Genomic DNA, 17,424 nt, shown 5'->3' on the forward strand with positions numbered 1-17,424 from the left:
TGTCCACTTGTTCTTCAAGCCCACGAATTTCCGCTTGAAGACGAGCTACTTCATGAGAGCTCATATTTGAAGAAGAGCTTTGTTGCGATTGATTTTTCTGCAATGTAATGAAGTCACCTGCAATCTTGAGTGCGGCCATCATGCTGGCTCGTTCAATGCTGCGGTTACCACCGCTAATAGCCAGTTGAATTTGTTCATCGACCAACACACAGGCGGCACGAAGCAGTGGTTCGTGTTCAGTGCTGGTTGCTAGAGTGATCTTTTGACCGGCAAGAGTTACTTCAATGCGTTGTTGGCTCACTGTCGTCCTCTGGATTGGTTGGTGGAATTGCTTCGCCAAGTAAGTTTAGTTGACGACCATCACTTTGTTCTGGCAAGCGACTCAAAATGCGCTGAACCCGTTTTTGAGCATCCTCGATTTTGCCCTCAAGCAGCACATGACTTTGATTGAGATTGCGCACAGCTTCTTGAATTAGTGAAATCTTCTCAGACAGGCGCTGAATGGATGCGCTCAGGGCACCCAGATTTGCATCGCCAGTGAAATGAGAGATAGGCTCGTTCATATTGGCATTGTAGCCTCAGGTAGCCAAGGTGAGAGTCTGAGTGATAAGTGACTGATTATTGGGGCCAAATAATCCACACCCTCTTTTTTCTTGCTTTCCAAGGTGGTAATCCGCTAGTTAAAACTATATTTCGCACTTACGAATACCGATCTAGGGTCATTAGGATAGTAAAAATAATTGTTTGCATTGTTACTGTTGGGACCAGTTACGAAGCCATAGCCACCATAACTTGAGTATTGGGCATTTCCAACATTTTTAATCGTGAGTCGTGCATCCCAATTACCAAACTTGTAATTGGTATAAATGTCTGCAACGGTATATGAGGGCATGGTGGCTAAGGAGTTGTAATAAACCGGTGATGCATCATAGTGTTGGTTTCCAACGTAGTTCACAACACCGCCAACAGACCAATTACTTGTCAACGTATACGTAGCTCTAGCATTTAGCAATAGATTTGGTAGCTGAGGTATGGATTGATTTTGATATGGTCCACTTGCATAAAATGCATGTTGAACTGTTCCCCCAGCGCCAACTGACAATTGAGGGGTTAATGCAGTAAGTGCATTAAATATCACTCCATTTCGATTGATGTCATATGGGGAGTTAGAGTTAATGAAGGTAGAGGGGTTGTACATGATTTCATTTTGAGAAACTGAGCTAAAAATAGATGCGGTTAGATTGCTTTTAAGTACTTGCCAGTTCCCGCCAAGTTCATAGGTTTGAGCGGTTTGCGGCTTAAGAATTCCACCAAATGTTGAGCCGCCGCCATTTTTAGACCATCCCCAAAATTCATCGACATTGGGAAAGCGATAAGACTGATTCCATTTAATGTAGATTCTTTGCCCCTCAAGGTACCTAAAATTGAGTGCCACATCACCTGCATTTGCTGAGTAGGTTTGACTATCATTAGCGGCACCATTCCAAATGTCAGTACCACTAGCAGTTGCACTTTGAGTTTGGTATCGGTACCCCCCATTTAGTTCAATACCATTAGTAATAGGTAGCTTCTGAATAAAGTAGACCGACTGGTTATATAGACTAGCATTAGCTGCTCCTTGAAGCGGAAGGCTAGCTACACCCCAAGGTCCAGGCGGATAGACATTGGCTGCCGTTTGATTCATTACGGCGCTATAAGTATTGCTTGATGATTGGCTAGCCTTATTAAATTCATAACCCAAAATACTAGTTCCGAATGAACCAAAATCCCCCTTGATGCGTGGAGTAAAGTTGCCTTGCCACCCTTGAAACTTGGTAAAAGACGGGCTGATATAGGGATAGTCGCCAATGCCTGAGGCTTCAGTGGAGTAATAGGGCTGATTAAAGAAAGTATTTTTATTACTATAAAAGCCATCAACTTCTAGGTTGAAGGTGCTTCCTAGCTCCTTCGCTAGCCCAGCTCGAATACCAGTGTTGTTGGCGCCGGTGCCGGAACCTATATTGTTAAATTTTGCAGATTGCGGATTTCCCTGCCCAACTTGGCCTACAACTCCCCCAGGGTTTTGTTGATTTGAGTAGCTATAAAAAACATCGGCGTATACATTATCTTTTCCGCCCAAAGCTTGAGTAACTTTTGCATCAAAGGCGTATGCATTTGCAGAGGAGTTCTGTCTCCAGCCATTAGAGTTGGAGGTATTAGCGCTCAACTGTAATGTGGTTTGTTCCAAAGTATTTCTGAAAATAGCATTATTCACTAAAGTATTGAAGCTGCCATAGCTAGTGGAGACTTGATTTAGATCTCTTTTTCCGCCATTGGTGATAATGTTAATTACGCCTCCTATGGCACCATTGCCATATTGAACGCTAGCACCCCCATGTAATATTTCAATGCGATTGATTGAATCAAGTGGAATGGATTCCCAAGAAACAGAAGATGAATCGATGGGATTTATTTTTTGACCATCGACTAGAATAAGAGTCGTACTATTGGCTGTAACTCCATAGCCGCCCATGTCAATGGTGGCACCAAGATTTAATTGACCGCTATTGGTATTTCTTACATTGAGTCCACCTATCTGAGACAGAATGTCTGGAATATTATTAGAAGTGGATTCAGCAATTTCTTCGCGAGTAATGACTTGCACGTTTGCGGGTACTTCATTCAGGTTTTCTTCAAAACGTGAACCCGAGACAATGACTGTGGATTGAGCGTTTTGCGCGTATGAGAAAGATGCATTACTCAGTAAAAATAAGCTTATGCAAATTCGATTGATTTGCTTTTGTTTGAACTGCTGCTTCATTCGTTACTTTCTGTTATCGATTGCCTAGCTCACTTCCCCGTAAGCTGGGTCGAACAGAATTTCTCGTGCAGGAGATTGGCGTCAATTTGGCGGCAGGGTTGGACCGAGCGCTGTCATCGGCGCGCGAAGGTCCCCGTCCGCGAAATTCCACCTGTCTTGGCCGGTATCCGGGCTAGTAAATCTCAGAATCTGGCCTTCCCATGCGATTGACGCGCACAGTGGCGTATTTCAGATTCCTGACCTCCAAAATGATTATTTCGGAGACATTTACTTACCGTTGCGGGGGCAGCACACGTTTAGTGTTTCCCGTTTAACTCTATTGCATTGCAACAAAGCACCACGACTGTTCAATTCTAGCCTACTTAGATGCTGGGTTAGGGTTTTTATCAAGTTATTGGGATAAAAAAGCCTACAATATGAGACCCAGGATGAAGGAATCATGACCGTATTAGATAAGCACCCCGAAAAAAACTTGATTCGGCTTCAGTTGAGGCAAAACTCAGTTCTCAAAAGCCTCAATGAAACTGTGATGGCCGAATTAGAGCGTCATTTAGAGGTCTCGGATCTCAAAAAATCAGAAATACTCTTGCATCAAGGCGATCACCAGATGGAGCAGTATTTTGTGCTGGATGGCATTCTCAAGCGGATTGTTTCCAGTGCAGATGCTAAGGAAATGATTTTGCGTTTTGCGATTGAAAAAGATATTGAAACGAGCTATGCAGCATGGCGCCTAAAGACCGCAGCCCCCTACAGTATTGCCTGTGTAACCAAGGCTCGTGTGGCTCGGATGCCCCTTAAAAAGTGGGCTGAATTTCTAGATGAACATAAGTCCCTGAAGGAAAGTTTTGAATTTGAGGTCATGCGCTTGATGAGCGAGATCATGGCTCATACCATCACCTTGCATATGCTCGATGCCCCTGGCCGAGTAGAGCGCTTTTTACGCAAATATGAAGATCTCTTTGAGCTTCTCCCCAAAAAAGAGCTGGCCGCCTACCTGAATCTCTCTCCGGAGACTTTGAGTCGCCTCAAAACTAAGCATAAAGAGCTTTTTATATAAGCCTTCTGAAGCCTCATATCTCTTTGGGTATTGAGGATTTAGGGGGAAATTGACCGAAGTCAATGATGAACCCCCGCCCCAAGCCTAATATTCACCTCAGCCTAAGCGGGGGCAATACCCGTGGTGCGATTAATAACTTTATTGGAGACAGTAGCGCAAGCTAGATTGCATTAGCTCTCATTCGGGGCTATCCGTAATTCACATAAAAATTCTATGACAACAGATAACCAAAACACCCAATTAACTGATGGCTTTCACCTCGTGATCGATGCACTGAAAGCAAACGACCTCGATACGATTTTTGGTCTTGTTGGTATTCCAATTACTGACTTATGTCGTTTGGCTCAAGCTGAAGGTTTGCGTTTTATTGGCTTCCGTCATGAGCAACATGCTGGTAATGCTGCAGCGATTGCAGGTTACATGACGCAAAAGCCGGGTATCTGCATGACTGTTTCTGCGCCAGGTTTCTTGAACGGTTTAACAGCATTGGCTAACGCTACTGTGAACTGCTTCCCGATGATTTTGATTTCTGGCTCAAGCGAACGTGAAATCGTTGACTTGCAACAAGGCGATTACGAAGAGATGGATCAGCTCAATGCTGCTAAGCCTTATTGCAAGGCTGCTTATCGTATCAATCACATTGAAGATATCGGCATCGGTTTTGCTCGCGCGATTCGTGCAGCAGTTTCTGGTCGTCCAGGTGGCGTGTATTTAGATTTGCCAGCTCAGTTGCTTGCTCAAACCATGCCGGTTGAAGAAGCTAAAAAATCGATCTTCAAAGTAATCGATCCGGTTCCACGTCAGATCCCAGCTGCTGATGCAGTTGCGCGCGCATTAGATGTTCTTAAAGGCGCCAAGCGTCCATTGATTCTTTTGGGCAAAGGCGCTGCATATGCACAAGCTGACAAAGAAATTCGTGACTTAATCGAAAAATCGGGCATCCCTTATTTGCCAATGTCCATGGCGAAAGGCTTGTTGCCAGATAACCATCCACAATCAGCATCTGCAGCACGTTCATTTGTATTGGCTGAAGCTGATGCAGTAATGTTGGTTGGTGCACGCTTGAACTGGTTGCTTGCCCACGGTAAAGGCAAGACATGGGGCAAAGATCCTAAGAAATTTATTCAAATCGATATTCAGGCAAACGAAGTGGATAGCAACGTACAAATTGCTGCGCCATTAATTGGTGATATTGGTTCGTGCGTCAGTGAAATCTTGAAGGGTATTGCTTCAGTACCTAAGCCAAGTGCTGAGTGGACCAATGCCATCAATGAGAAAAAAGATAAGAACATGGCAAAGATGGCTGAAACTTTGGCCAAAGAAGCTACGCCGATGAACTTCCACGGCGCATTGCGAGTGATTCGTGATGTGATCAAGAAGAATCCAGATGTGAACTTGGTAAACGAAGGTGCCAACACACTCGACTATTGCCGCGCGATTGTGGACATGTATAAACCTCGTAAACGTTTTGACTCTGGTACTTGGGGCATTATGGGTATTGGTATGGGCTATGCGATTGGCGCTGCAGTTACTAGTGGTTTGCCAACGGTTGCAGTTGAAGGCGATAGCGCGTTTGGTTTTAGCGGTATGGAATTGGAAACGGTTTGCCGTTACAACCTGCCAATCACAACGGTTGTATTTAATAACAACGGTGTTTACCGTGGAACTGACGTAAACCCAACAGGCGGAGCTGATGTGGCGCCAACTGTGTTCGTGAAAGATGCCCGTTACGACAAGATGATTGAAGCATTTGGTGGCGTTGGTTACTACGTCACTACCCCAGCAGAATTAGAAGCAGCGTTAACGGAAGCGATTGCTGCCGGTAAACCAGCCCTCATCAATGCTGTTATTGATGAAACTGCAGGTACTGAGAGTGGACGTTTAACGAACTTGAACCCATCCACAGCAAGTGCTAAGAAATAAGCTTCGATTGGGAATTCAACACGGTAATAAAAAGTTAATATTTCGAGATTAAATTTAGAAGCAAACAAGAAACATTTAAGGAGAAACAAACATGACTAAACCATTAGACGGTATTCGCATCATTGACTTCACCCACGTTCAAGCGGGTCCTGCATGTACTCAGCTGTTGGCTTGGTATGGTGCAGACGTTATCAAAGTAGAGCGTCCAGGCTCTGGTGACGTAACGCGTAGCCAATTACGTGACATTCCAGGTGCAGATGCTTTGTACTTCACGATGCTCAACGGTAACAAGCGTTCTTTGACGCTCGACACGAAGACCCAAGAGGGTAAAGAAGTGTTGGAAAAAATGATCAAGACTTCTGATGTGATGGTTGAGAACTTCGGCCCCGGTGCTTTGGATCGTATGGGCTTTTCTTGGAAGCGTATTCAAGAATTGAACCCAAAGATGATCATGGCTTCTGTAAAAGGCTTTAGCGATGGCCATTCATACGAAGACTTAAAAGTGTATGAGAACGTTGCTCAGTGTGCTGGTGGCGCTGCTTCTACTACTGGTTTCTGGGATGGTCCTCCTACAGTTTCTGCAGCAGCATTAGGTGACTCTAATACTGGTATGCACTTGGCAATTGGTATTTTGACTGCTTTGATGCAACGTGAAAAAACAGGCCGTGGTCAAAAAGTTTCTTGCTCAATGCAAGACGCTGTATTGAACTTATGCCGCGTGAAGTTGCGCGATCAACAGCGTTTAGACAAAGTGGGTTACTTGGAAGAGTATCCACAGTACCCACACGGCTCATTCACTGACGTAGTGCCACGTGGCGGTAACGCTGGTGGTGGCGGTCAGCCAGGTTGGGTGTTGAAGTGTAAGGGCTGGGAGACTGATCCAAACGCATACATCTATTTCACCATTCAAGGTCATGCTTGGGAGCCAATTACTAAAGCTTTGGGCAAACCAGAGTGGGCAACTGATCCTGCATACATGACTGCCGAAGCTCGTCAAGACAAGATTTTTGATATCTTTGCAACCATTGAAGATTGGCTCAAAGACAAGACTAAGTACGAAGCTGTGGATATCCTCCGCAAGTTCGATATTCCATGTGCTCCAGTGCTTTCCATGAAAGAATTGGCTGCATCACCAGACTTGCGTAAGAGCGGTTCGATCGTTGAAGTTGACCACAAAGTACGTGGTAAATATTTGACTATCGGCAGCCCAATCAAGTTCTCTGATTTGGAAATTGAAGTGAAGCCATCTCCTGTGTTGGGTGAGCACACTGATGAAGTGTTATCTGACCTTGGTTACAGTACGGATGACATCGCTAAGTTGCACGCAGCTAAAGCGGTTTAATAACAATCACAATTGCTGTTCATTTGAAGGTGCTCCTCGTGAGCGCCTTTTTTATTCCCTAGGCAGGATCTGTTAAAGCGCCTTTTGAGCTTGAAAACTCACTGCCATGGCTCCATATGCCCCTAATAAAGGCTTGGTCGTGCTATTTGCTTAAAAATTAGGCATCTATTATTCATCCTGATTTCTCGCTGGTAAAATTGAGTCAATTCAAAATTTTCATTCTTATTAGGACTTAAATCATGGCAAAAGCACTAGAAGGGGTCAAAATCCTCGACTTTACGCACGTTCAATCGGGCCCAACTTGCACTCAGCTGCTGGCTTGGTTTGGTGCAGATGTAATCAAGGTAGAAAAATCAGGCGAAGGGGATGCTACTCGCGGTCAGCTACGTGATATTCCGGATGCGGATAGCTTGTATTTCACAATGCTCAACCACAATAAGCGTTCGATCACTGTCAATACAAAAACCCAAAAGGGCAAAGAAATTCTTGAGCGCCTCATTAAAGAGTGTGACGTATTAGTTGAGAACTTTGCCCCAGGTGCACTCGATCGCATGGGCTTTTCTTGGGAGCGTATTCAAGAGCTCAATCCAATGATGATCATGGCTTCTGTAAAAGGCTTTGGTCCTGGTCCATACGAAGATTGCAAGGTCTATGAAAACGTGGCGCAATGTGCTGGCGGTTCTGCATCGACAACCGGTTTTGATGATGGCCCTCCTATGGTGACTGGCGCACAAATTGGTGACAGCGGAACGGGTTTGCATTTAGCTTTAGGTATTGTGACTGCCCTTTATCAGCGCACTCACTCTGGCCGTGGTCAAAAAGTATTGGCAGCGATGCAAGATGCGGTGTTGAATCTGTGCCGCGTGAAGTTGCGTGATCAACAGCGCCTCGAGCGAGTGGGCTTGATGCAAGAGTATCCGCAATTCCCGAACGGCGAGTTTGGCGATGCTGTACCTCGCGCTGGTAATGCCTCCGGTGGTGGTCAGCCAGGCTGGATTGTGAAATGTAAAGGTTGGGAAACTGATCCCAATGCTTACATGTACGTTATAGTGCAAGCCCCAGTTTGGGAGGCGGTCTGTAAAGTCATTGGTCGCGAAGATTGGATTACCGATGTGAGATTTGCTTCGCCAATGGCACGCTTGCCCCATTTGATGGAGATCTTTGGTGAGATTGAAAAGTGGACCATGACTATGACCAAATTTGAAGTCATGGATGTATTGAATCAATACGACATCCCATGCGGTCCAATCTTGTCTATGAAAGAAATCGCTGAAGAGCCTGCACTACGTGCTACTGGTACTGTGGTTGAAGTTGATCATCCTATTCGTGGCAAATACCTCACAGTTGGTAACCCAATCAAGATGTCGGACAGTCCAACTGAAGTTACACGTTCACCTTTATTGGGCGAGCATACCGATGAGATTCTGAGTGAATTAGGTTATTCCACTGATGAATTAATTTCATTACGCCACGATAAGGTGATCTAAGATGCGGGTTGCGTTAATTGGGAGTGCCGATTTTGGTAAAGCTGCCTTAGAGGCTTTTTTAGATCGTGGCGATGAGGTTGTTGCCGTTTTTTGTCCGCCCGACAATCCCAAGTCAACTAAACCAGAGGTACTTAAAGAGGCTGCCTTAGCAAGAGGTTTGAACCCCTTGCAATTCGCCTCTCTCAAAGGTCCCGAGGCTGCTCAAGCCATGATTGATAGTCAAGCTGATATCTGTGTCATGGCTTATGTATTACAGTTTGTGCCGCAAGAACTTTGCAAGATTCCGAAGCACGGCACGATTCAATACCACCCCTCACTTCTACCAAAATATCGTGGACCAAGCGCTATTAACTGGGCAATTGCTTTGGGCGAAGAAAAAACTGGTCTAACCATTTTCCGTCCATCCGATGGTTTAGATGAAGGTGAAGTCATTCTGCAAAAAGAGGTACCTATCGGCCCTGATGACACATTAGGTAAGATCTACTTTGACCATCTTTTCCCGATTGGTGTGAAGGCATTGCTAGAGACGGCTGATTTGGTAGTTGCAGGCAAACATCAAGAGTTGGTCCAAGATGAATCGCACGCTAACTACGAAGGTTGGTTTGATGCCAATGCTGCCCAAATTCATTGGGCGACACATATTAGTCAAATCTATAACTTGATTCGGGCATGCAATCCAGCCCCTGGCGCATGGACCAAGTTTGGTGAGCAAAAGGTACAGCTCTACGATTGCCACAAGCATGTCGCGGCTACTTTTAGTGCCGTCAAAGGAAAACCTGGCGAAGTAACGCAAATCACTTTAGATTCTTTCTTCGTCGCCTGTCATGGCGGACAAATTGAAGTGCTCAAAGCTAAGGGTGCGGCAGGGAAAGTCACTGGTGCCGAGTTGGCTAAAGAGTTAAATTTACAAGTAGGGCAGTTCTTTACGCTTTAAATCTTTTTCTTGAGCGCTTGCTTAATCAAGTTATGACCAAAGAATCAACAATAGAGTCTGCAGCAGAGGTAAGCCCTCAAATTTCTCCCTCTAAGTCAGGGGTGATTAAGCAAGAGCAAGGTGAGAATCTTGCTGACCATGAACATTCGACCTATCAGAGATCTGCTAATGCAAGAAGGGCAGGTCTTAGTAAGCGTGAAATCATGGAAGAGTTATCTCGCGAAAGATTCCCCTGGGATGAGTAAATCACGGACAAGTCTAGAGATTAAACCTCTAGATTATCAATCAAGCGGGTTTTACCAAGCTTAGCAGCCGTGAGAATCACGAGTGGCTCACCAGCTTGCAAACTTTCATTGGAGGCGGGTGCTAAATCACTTTGTTGGCGGATGGCGATGTAATCTGGTTTCCAGCCGCGCCCCGTAAGAGTGGCAACAGCTTTCTTTTCAATCTCGGAGAGTGAATGGGTGTTCTGTTCTTTCGATTGAAGTACTTGCTCGCGAACTTCTTTGAGTACTCTTTGTAATTCAGGCGCTTCTGCACGTTCTTCTTTGGAGAGGAAGCTATTACGAGAGGAGAGAGCAAGACCATCATCAGCACGAATGGTCTCCCCTGCAACAATTTCAACTGGTAAAGCAAATTGCCTTGCCATTTGCCGAATAATCATCAGTTGCTGATAATCTTTTTTTCCAAACACGGCTACTTTAGGTTGCACACAGGAAAAGAGTTTGAGTACGACCGTACAAACACCCTTAAAAAATCCAGGACGGAACTCGCCTTCGAGGATGTCGCCGAGTTGTTGAGGTGGATCAACACGGTACTCTTGGGGTTGCGGGTAGAGGTCACGCTCAGTCGGTGCAAATAGGATGTACACACCTTCTTTTTCAAGCTTTTCGATATCCGCTTGCATCGTGCGTGGATAGCTATCGAAATCCTCATTCGGCCCAAACTGCAAGCGATTTACAAAGATACTGGCAACTACTGGATCCCCATGTTGCCTAGCTAAGCGCATAAGCGAGAGGTGGCCTTCATGCAGGTTACCCATGGTTGGTACGAAAGAAGCACGATTTTGTCCGCGCAGGTGATCGCGCAGCTCTTGAATGTCACTAATAATTTTCATGCAACAGGCGTATAGGCGAGGCGCACATAGATTGGCGCGTATGGCTCAGCTTGGGTAATTTCAATTAAGGCTTCACGAGAGAGTTCCAGCATGGCAATAAAGTTCACAATCACTATTGGAATGCCATTGCCAGATTTGATAGCGTCTTCAAATAATTCACCAAACTCAACAAATTTCGTATTTTGTAAGCGACGTAAAATGCGAGTCATGAAGTCGCGAACAGAGAGTTCTTCACGAGTAATCGTGTGATGCTGATTAAGTTTTGCGCGGTGTAGAACATCACGCCAAGCCATTTGTAAATCTTCTAAATTCACTTCTGGCCATGTGATGGCAACAGTAGTGTCAACAAAGCCATGGGCTACTTGGAAGTCACGACCTTGCTGGGGAATCTGATCTAGTTCTTGTGCAGCCAGTTTCATGCGCTCGTATTCTAAGAGGCGGCGTACTAGTTCTGCGCGGGGATCATCTACCTCTTCTTCGCTATCTGCTTTCTTCATTGGCAGCAACATGCGGGATTTAATTTCAATCAACATCGCCGCCATTAACAAATACTCAGCAGCAAGTTCAAGATTATGGTGACGAATTTGGTCTATATAACTCAGGTACTGTTGAGTAACCTGCGCCATCGGAATATCGAGAACGTTGAAGTTCTGTTTACGAATTAAATACAGCAAAAGGTCGAGTGGCCCTTCAAATGCCTCTAGAAATACTTCAAGTGCATCTGGCGGAATATAAAGATCAGTAGGGAGCTTAAATAGAGGCTCGCCATAAAGCTTGGCGAATGCTTCTGACATTCCATCGGTTACTGATGGAGTGCTATCTAGTAAATCGGATATTGGCTGAGTACTTGGCTCATTGCCTGCATTAGTCATTCGAGTAAACGTAGGCGCGTTGTTTTAATTTGGCGACTTTAGCGCGACGCTGATCTTCAACGGAAAGTGGCTCTTTGTCCCACAAGAGGGCGCGTCCAGCTTGCTGATCTGCCTCGAGGTGTGGTTTCTCAGTTTTGAGTTCACTTAAGAACTGGGTGAATTCAGATTGATATCTTGCCATCGTATTTCCTAAAATACTCAATAAATTCAATAACTTATGGTATTTAATTCCAAAAGTTATCTGGGGACTACGACCACCATTATAGGTGCTTTTTAGCCCCCGTTTTACAAGTTTGCTGCCAGCAAAGCCTCAATTTGAGGGGCTTCAACTCGAGTCATGAGGTGCTTATAGGTCTTGATTGGGTTCTTGCTGGAAAGCGGGGTATTGATATCGCTCCAGGATTGCGGAGGTAGAGAGAGAAATTCTTCTACTCCAATAGCTACCTGCGGAATGACAGGTTTGAGATAAAGACTCAGCATGCGGAAGGCTTCCAAGGTCACACTACAAACACGCTGTAAATCTGCTTCACGCTCTGGAGCTTTAGCGATTTCCCATGGTTTATTTTCATCCACGAAACCGTTGACCTTATCTGCGAGCTCCATGATTGTGCGTAAGGCTTTTGCATATTCGCGTGCTTCATAAAGCGCAGCAATTTTTTCACTGGCCGCAGCAATTTCTTTCAGTAATGGGTTGCTCATGGCTTCATCAGAAACGATGCCACCAAATCGTTTTACTAAGAAGCCGGCACTGCGACTTGCAATATTGATGTACTTGCCTAACAAATCGCTGTTCACACGTGCAACGAAATCTTGAAGATTTAAATCCAAATCTTCCATGCTGTCATTTAATTTAGTAGCAAAGTAATAGCGGAACCACTCAGGATTGAAGCCACACTCGATCACACTGCTTGCAGAAATCAATGTGCCGCGTGACTTACTCATCTTCTCGCCATCAACGGTTAAGAAGCCGTGAGCAAATACATTGGTTGGCGTGCGATAGCCTGCAAATTGCAAAGTAGCTGGCCAAAATAAAGTGTGGAAATACAGAATATCTTTGCCGATGAAATGGTATTGCTCTGTCGTTGTGTCTGGCTTCACCCATTCATCAAAATTGAGACCTTTAGCTTGGCAGTAATTGAGGAAGCTGGCGTAGTAGCCAATGGGGGCATCCAACCAGACATAGAAGTATTTGCCAGGCGCATCAGGGATTTCAAAGCCGAAATACGGGGCGTCTCTGGAGATATCCCAGTCACCCAACTTGTTATCTCCAGGCTCACCCACCCATTCCTTCATCTTGTTGCGAGCTTCAGTTTGGAGCGGAGTTTTAACTTGGGTCCACTCGCGTAAGAATGCTTCGCAACGTGGATCAGATAACTTAAAGAAGTAGTGATCGGAAATCTTTTTGATTGGGGTTGCACCACTCACTACTGAGAACGGATTTTTTAAATCCGTTGGTGAATAGGTGGCACCACATTTTTCACAGTTGTCACCATACTGATCTTTGGCGCCGCACTTGGGGCACTCACCTTTAATAAAGCGATCTGGTAAAAACATCTCTTTCACAGGATCGTAAGCTTGCTCAATGGCGCGCTTTTCAATGAAGCCTGCATCGCGTAACTTGAGATAAATGCTTTGCGCTAACTTTTCATTCTCAGGGCTATCAGTGGTGTAGTAGTTGTCGAATGAAATTAAAAAGTCATCGAAATCACGTTTATGCTCTTTCCAAACATTGGCGATGAGTTCTTTTGGCGTGATACCTTCTTTTTCAGCGCGCAACATGATCGGGGTGCCGTGGGTATCATCGGCCCCTACGTAATGAACCTCGTGACCACGCATCCGTTGAAAGCGAACCCAGATATCAGTCTGTATATATTCCACCAAATGGCCGATATGGATCTGACCATTGGCATACGGTAAGGCGGAAGTGACAAGAAGGCGACGCTGGGGGCTGCTCATGTAAAGCGGTCTTAAATAAGAAGTAACAAGGTTAAATTAGGGCTTAATCCACAATTATGCGGGCTTGAGCAGTAATTTTAGTCTGCGGTTAAAGTAAAACCCCGATTAGTCTCGATAAAATACGTTTGTACCCTATTTAGAAGGCGCCCAATGTCAGTAGTAGCAGCAAAACCGAACATTCAGATGTCTAATGCCTCCGTGCCTTTGGTGCACGAGGTAGAGATCATGGATGAGGCGGGGCGGGCTAAGCTTGCTCATATCCCTGGGGAGCGCCCACTGACTATCTACTTAGATAAACGCGAGGTGGTCACCTTGATGACCTTGGGTAGCGCCCCTGAGGCTCTAGTTTTAGGTTATCTAAGAAACCAGCGCCTAGTGGAGTCACCTGATGACATCGAAAGCATCCAAGTTGATTGGGAGACAGACTCTGCTGCAGTCAAGACACGCCGAAGCACGGTGGATATTGATGCTCTCACCAGCAAGCGCGTAGTGACCACGGGTTGTGGCCAGGGCACTATGTTTGGCGGTCTTATGGAGGAGATGTCAGAGATTCGCTTGCCCGATGGACCCAACTTGTCCCAAGAAGCAATTGTTACATTGGTGGATCACATCCGAGTACATGATTCCATCTATAAAAAATCAGGTTCAGTCCATGCCTGCGCCGTGTTTGAGAGGGCGGAAGATGGAGGCGTCAAACTCCTCCACTTTATTGAGGATGTTGGTCGTCACAATGCGGTCGACTCCATTTCTGGCTTAATGTGGTTGGCCAATAAACCTGGCAAAGATTTGATCTTCTTTACAACGGGACGCCTCACCTCAGAAATGGTGATTAAAGGCGCTCAAATGGGCGTTCCTTTCTTGCTCACAAGGTCGGGGGTCACCCTCATGGGCTTAGAGCTGGCCCGCAAAACCAATCTGACCATCCTATCCCGCTGTTCCGGTAAACACTTCGAGATCTACAACGCCCCAGAGCGGGTGGTTTTTACCCAAAAACCCCAATAAATTGCTGGGCGGGTGAGGTGAAGGTTTTACAATTCGCCCATGACTATTAAATCTGACCACTGGATCCGCCGCATGGGCGAGCAAGGCATGATCAGCCCATTTGAACCTGGGCAGATCCGCCAAGACGCTGCAGGCAACAAAATCGTTAGTTATGGCACATCAAGTTATGGCTATGACATTCGTTGCGCAGACGAATTTAAGATCTTTACTAACATCAACAGCACGATTGTTGATCCCAAAAATTTCGATGAGCAATCGTTCGTAGATTTCAAGGGTGAGGTTTGCATCATTCCTCCCAATTCATTTGCTTTGGCAAGAACGGTGGAGTACTTCAAGATCCCGCGTAGCGTCTTAACAGTTTGCGTAGGTAAGAGCACCTATGCACGTTGCGGCATCATCGTGAACGTCACACCATTTGAACCTGAGTGGGAAGGTTATGTCACTTTAGAGTTTTCAAATACCACACCATTACCTGCCAAAATTTATGCAGGCGAAGGTTGTGCACAAGTGCTCTTCTTTGAGAGTGATGAAGTGTGTGGCACATCTTATAAAGATCGCGGTGGTAAGTATCAAGGTCAGCGGGGCGTGACCCTGCCTAAGACTTAAATTTTTCTGTCATAAATTCGAGTTCGTAAACCTAAAGGGTTGCCATGAAATTTCGTTTCCCAATCATCATTATTGATGAGGATTTTCGTTCCGAAAATATTTCGGGTTCTGGTATTCGCGATCTTGCTGAGGCAATCGAAAGCGAAGGCATGGAGGTTATTGGCTTAACCAGTTATGGTGACCTAACTTCATTTGCTCAGCAAGCCTCCCGCGCTTCTTCATTTATCGTCTCGATCGATGATGAAGAGTTTGTTTCTGATTCTGAAGACCATGATCTTCCAGCGCTCAATAATCTCCGCGCATTTATTACTGAGGTCCGTAAACGTAACGAAGATATTCCGATCTTCTTATATGGCGAGACTCGTACCTCACGCCATATGCCTAACGATATTCTGCGTGAGCTTCATGGTTTCATTCATATGAATGAAGACACCCCAGAATTCGTGGCGCGTCACATTATTCGTGAAGCTAAGGTTTATCTTGATTCTTTAGCGCCCCCTTTCTTTCGCGCGCTCACGAACTACGCTTCAGAAGGCTCTTACTCCTGGCATTGCCCAGGGCACTCAGGTGGCGTAGCTTTCCTTAAGAGCCCAGTAGGCCGGATGTTTCATCAATTCTTTGGTGAGAACATGCTGCGTGCTGACGTTTGCAATGCCGTAGAAGAATTAGGTCAGCTCTTAGACCATACCGGACCAGTCTTGCAGAGTGAGCGCAATGCAGCCCGCATTTTCAATGCTGACCATTTGTTCTTTGTCACTAATGGCACCTCTACATCTAACAAGATTGTTTGGCATTCGACAGTAGCTCCTGGCGATGTCGTCTTGGTAGACCGTAACTGCCATAAGTCTGTGATTCACTCCATCACGATGATGGGTGCAATCCCCATTTTCTTAATGCCAACGCGCAATCATTTAGGCATTATTGGACCGATTCCAAAAGAAGAATTTGAGTGGGCCAATATCAAGAAAAAAATTGATGCCAATCCATTCATTAAGAATAAGAATGTTGTCCCTCGTGTGATGACGCTTACTCAGAGTACCTATGATGGCATTGTCTATAACGTCGAGATGATCAAAGAGATGCTTGACGGTAAAGTCGATTCACTGCACTTTGATGAAGCTTGGTTGCCTCATGCTGCCTTCCATCCCTTTTATAAGGATATGCATGCGATTGGCTCTGATCGAAAGCGCACCAAGAAGAGTTTGATGTTTGCCACCCAATCAACCCATAAGTTATTGGCTGGTCTCTCACAGGCCTCGCAAGTCTTGGTCCAAGATGCAGAAGATACGAAGCTAGATCGTGATTGCTTCAATGAGGCCTACTTGATGCACACCTCCACTAGTCCGCAGTACGCGATCATTGCTTCTTGTGACGTGTCTGCTGCCATGATGGAATCTCCAGGCGGCACGACCTTAGTTGAGGAATCGATTGCAGAAGCCATGGACTTCCGTCGCGCGATGCGTGAGGTGGATGATAAATTTGGCGCTGATTGGTGGTTTAAGGTTTGGGGCCCAGATCATTTAGCGGAAGAGGGTATTGGCGAGCGCTCTGACTGGGTATTGGAGCCCAATGCAAGCTGGCATGACTTTGGCAAACTCGCTAAAGGCTTCAATATGCTTGATCCCATTAAGGCTACTGTTGTGACCCCTGGCTTGGATATCGAAGGTAACTTTGGTTCTATGGGCATTCCAGCGAGCATCGTGACTAAATATCTTGCAGAGCATGGTGTGATCGTGGAGAAGTGTGGCCTTTACTCCTTCTTCATTATGTTTACCATCGGCATCACTAAAGGGCGTTGGAATACGCTTGTAACCGAATTGCAGCAGTTCAAAGATCATTTTGATAAAAATGCACCTCTCTGGAAAGTCTTGCCTGAGTTTGTAGCAAAACACCCACGCTATGAGCGCGTTGGTCTAAAAGATATCTGCCAACAGATTCATGAGTTCTATAAGAGTCGCAATGTAGCGCGTATGACGACAGAGATGTATACCTCTGATATGGAGCCAGCGATGATGCCTTCAGAAGCTTGGGCCAAGATGGCGCATAAAGAAGTGGATCGTGTACCACTGGATAAATTAGATGGTCGTGTCACAGCGATGTTAGTTACTCCATATCCGCCAGGCATTCCCCTCTTGATTCCAGGTGAGCGCTTTAACAAACGAATCGTGGACTATCTCTACTTTGCGCGTGACTTTAATGAAAAGTTCCCAGGCTTTGAGACTGATATCCATGGCTTAGTGAAAGCTGATCTAGATGGACGCAGTGAATACTACGTGGATTGCGTCAGGCAAGAGCGCGATATCACGCTTTAAGTCTGCTTGAGGATAA

General features: G+C 45.6%; 15 protein-coding genes, 1 pseudogene and 1 riboswitch. Of the genes and pseudogenes, 9 read left to right on the plus strand and 7 right to left on the minus strand.

Going from position 1 to position 17,424, the window contains the following annotated elements; translation table 11 throughout:
- Positions 1-85: 85 nt before the first annotated feature.
- The 3 genes and pseudogenes from VC178_RS11430 to VC178_RS03415 form a co-directional block, all read right to left on the minus strand.
- Positions 86-301: pseudogene (locus tag VC178_RS11430) on the minus strand (cell division protein ZapA); the annotation flags it as partial.
- Positions 282-563, minus strand: a complete 282-nt coding sequence (locus VC178_RS03410; RefSeq protein ID WP_215296609.1) for a hypothetical protein — start codon at positions 561-563, stop codon at positions 282-284. The gene VC178_RS03410 and the pseudogene VC178_RS11430, both read right to left, overlap by 20 nt.
- 113 nt (positions 564-676) lie before the next feature.
- Positions 677-2,800: a TonB-dependent receptor gene (locus tag VC178_RS03415; protein WP_323481611.1), complete on the minus strand. Its 2,124-nt coding sequence runs from the start codon at positions 2,798-2,800 to the stop codon at positions 677-679.
- A 140-nt stretch (positions 2,801-2,940) separates the two neighbouring features.
- Positions 2,941-3,157: riboswitch (cobalamin riboswitch) on the minus strand.
- A gap of 82 nt (positions 3,158-3,239) precedes the next feature.
- Here VC178_RS03415 and VC178_RS03420 point away from each other — a divergent pair.
- The 6 genes from VC178_RS03420 (at position 3,240) to VC178_RS03445 (ending at position 9,788) form a co-directional block, all read left to right on the plus strand.
- Positions 3,240-3,857: a Crp/Fnr family transcriptional regulator gene (locus VC178_RS03420; RefSeq protein ID WP_215296611.1), complete on the plus strand. Its 618-nt coding sequence runs from the start codon at positions 3,240-3,242 to the stop codon at positions 3,855-3,857.
- A 213-nt stretch (positions 3,858-4,070) separates the two neighbouring features.
- Complete coding sequence (oxc, locus tag VC178_RS03425; protein WP_216178403.1) at positions 4,071-5,780, plus strand: oxalyl-CoA decarboxylase; 1,710 nt, start codon at positions 4,071-4,073, stop codon at positions 5,778-5,780.
- Between the two features lie 91 nt (positions 5,781-5,871).
- Positions 5,872-7,122, plus strand: coding sequence for a formyl-CoA transferase (frc, locus tag VC178_RS03430; RefSeq protein ID WP_215296613.1), 1,251 nt, complete (start codon positions 5,872-5,874; stop codon positions 7,120-7,122).
- Between the two features lie 239 nt (positions 7,123-7,361).
- Positions 7,362-8,609, plus strand: a complete 1,248-nt coding sequence (gene frc / locus VC178_RS03435; RefSeq protein WP_215319978.1) for a formyl-CoA transferase — start codon at positions 7,362-7,364, stop codon at positions 8,607-8,609.
- A 1-nt stretch (position 8,610) separates the two neighbouring features.
- Complete coding sequence (locus tag VC178_RS03440) at positions 8,611-9,543, plus strand: methionyl-tRNA formyltransferase (RefSeq protein WP_323481612.1); 933 nt, start codon at positions 8,611-8,613, stop codon at positions 9,541-9,543.
- Positions 9,544-9,575: 32 nt separating this feature from the next.
- Positions 9,576-9,788, plus strand: a complete 213-nt coding sequence (locus VC178_RS03445) for a hypothetical protein (RefSeq protein WP_215296616.1) — start codon at positions 9,576-9,578, stop codon at positions 9,786-9,788.
- A gap of 20 nt (positions 9,789-9,808) precedes the next feature.
- On the opposite strand, the gene panC is transcribed toward VC178_RS03445, so the two are convergent.
- The 4 genes from panC to metG all read right to left on the minus strand — a co-directional run bounded on the left by panC (position 9,809) and on the right by metG (position 13,488).
- Complete coding sequence (gene panC, locus VC178_RS03450; protein WP_323481613.1) at positions 9,809-10,660, minus strand: pantoate--beta-alanine ligase; 852 nt, start codon at positions 10,658-10,660, stop codon at positions 9,809-9,811.
- A complete protein-coding gene (locus tag VC178_RS03455) occupies positions 10,657-11,532 on the minus strand; it encodes a segregation and condensation protein A (RefSeq protein ID WP_215296618.1) in 876 nt (291 codons plus the stop codon). The genes panC and VC178_RS03455 overlap by 4 nt, the downstream gene beginning before the upstream one ends.
- Positions 11,525-11,713, minus strand: coding sequence for a DUF3460 family protein (locus tag VC178_RS03460; RefSeq protein ID WP_215296619.1), 189 nt, complete (start codon positions 11,711-11,713; stop codon positions 11,525-11,527). The genes VC178_RS03455 and VC178_RS03460 overlap by 8 nt, the downstream gene beginning before the upstream one ends.
- Before the next feature lie 104 nt (positions 11,714-11,817).
- Positions 11,818-13,488, minus strand: coding sequence for a methionine--tRNA ligase (metG, locus tag VC178_RS03465; protein ID WP_416350534.1), 1,671 nt, complete (start codon positions 13,486-13,488; stop codon positions 11,818-11,820).
- A gap of 150 nt (positions 13,489-13,638) precedes the next feature.
- Here metG and VC178_RS03470 point away from each other — a divergent pair, with 150 nt between their 5' ends.
- Genes VC178_RS03470 through VC178_RS03480 form a run of 3 tightly spaced genes read left to right on the plus strand, consistent with a single transcriptional unit; the run spans position 13,639 to position 17,408 of the window.
- Positions 13,639-14,490: a formate dehydrogenase accessory sulfurtransferase FdhD gene (locus VC178_RS03470; RefSeq protein ID WP_215296621.1), complete on the plus strand. Its 852-nt coding sequence runs from the start codon at positions 13,639-13,641 to the stop codon at positions 14,488-14,490.
- Positions 14,491-14,529: 39 nt separating this feature from the next.
- Positions 14,530-15,096 carry a dCTP deaminase gene (gene dcd, locus VC178_RS03475; RefSeq protein ID WP_215296622.1) on the plus strand — a complete coding sequence of 189 codons (567 nt, stop codon included), beginning with the start codon at positions 14,530-14,532 and terminating at the stop codon, positions 15,094-15,096.
- Between the two features lie 44 nt (positions 15,097-15,140).
- Positions 15,141-17,408, plus strand: a complete 2,268-nt coding sequence (locus tag VC178_RS03480) for an arginine/lysine/ornithine decarboxylase (RefSeq protein WP_216178410.1) — start codon at positions 15,141-15,143, stop codon at positions 17,406-17,408.
- The last annotated feature ends 16 nt before the right edge of the window (positions 17,409-17,424 follow it).

The sequence above is a fragment of the Polynucleobacter sp. AP-Sanab-80-C2 genome (assembly GCF_035012965.1).
Classification (GTDB): Bacteria; Pseudomonadota; Gammaproteobacteria; order Burkholderiales; family Burkholderiaceae; genus Polynucleobacter.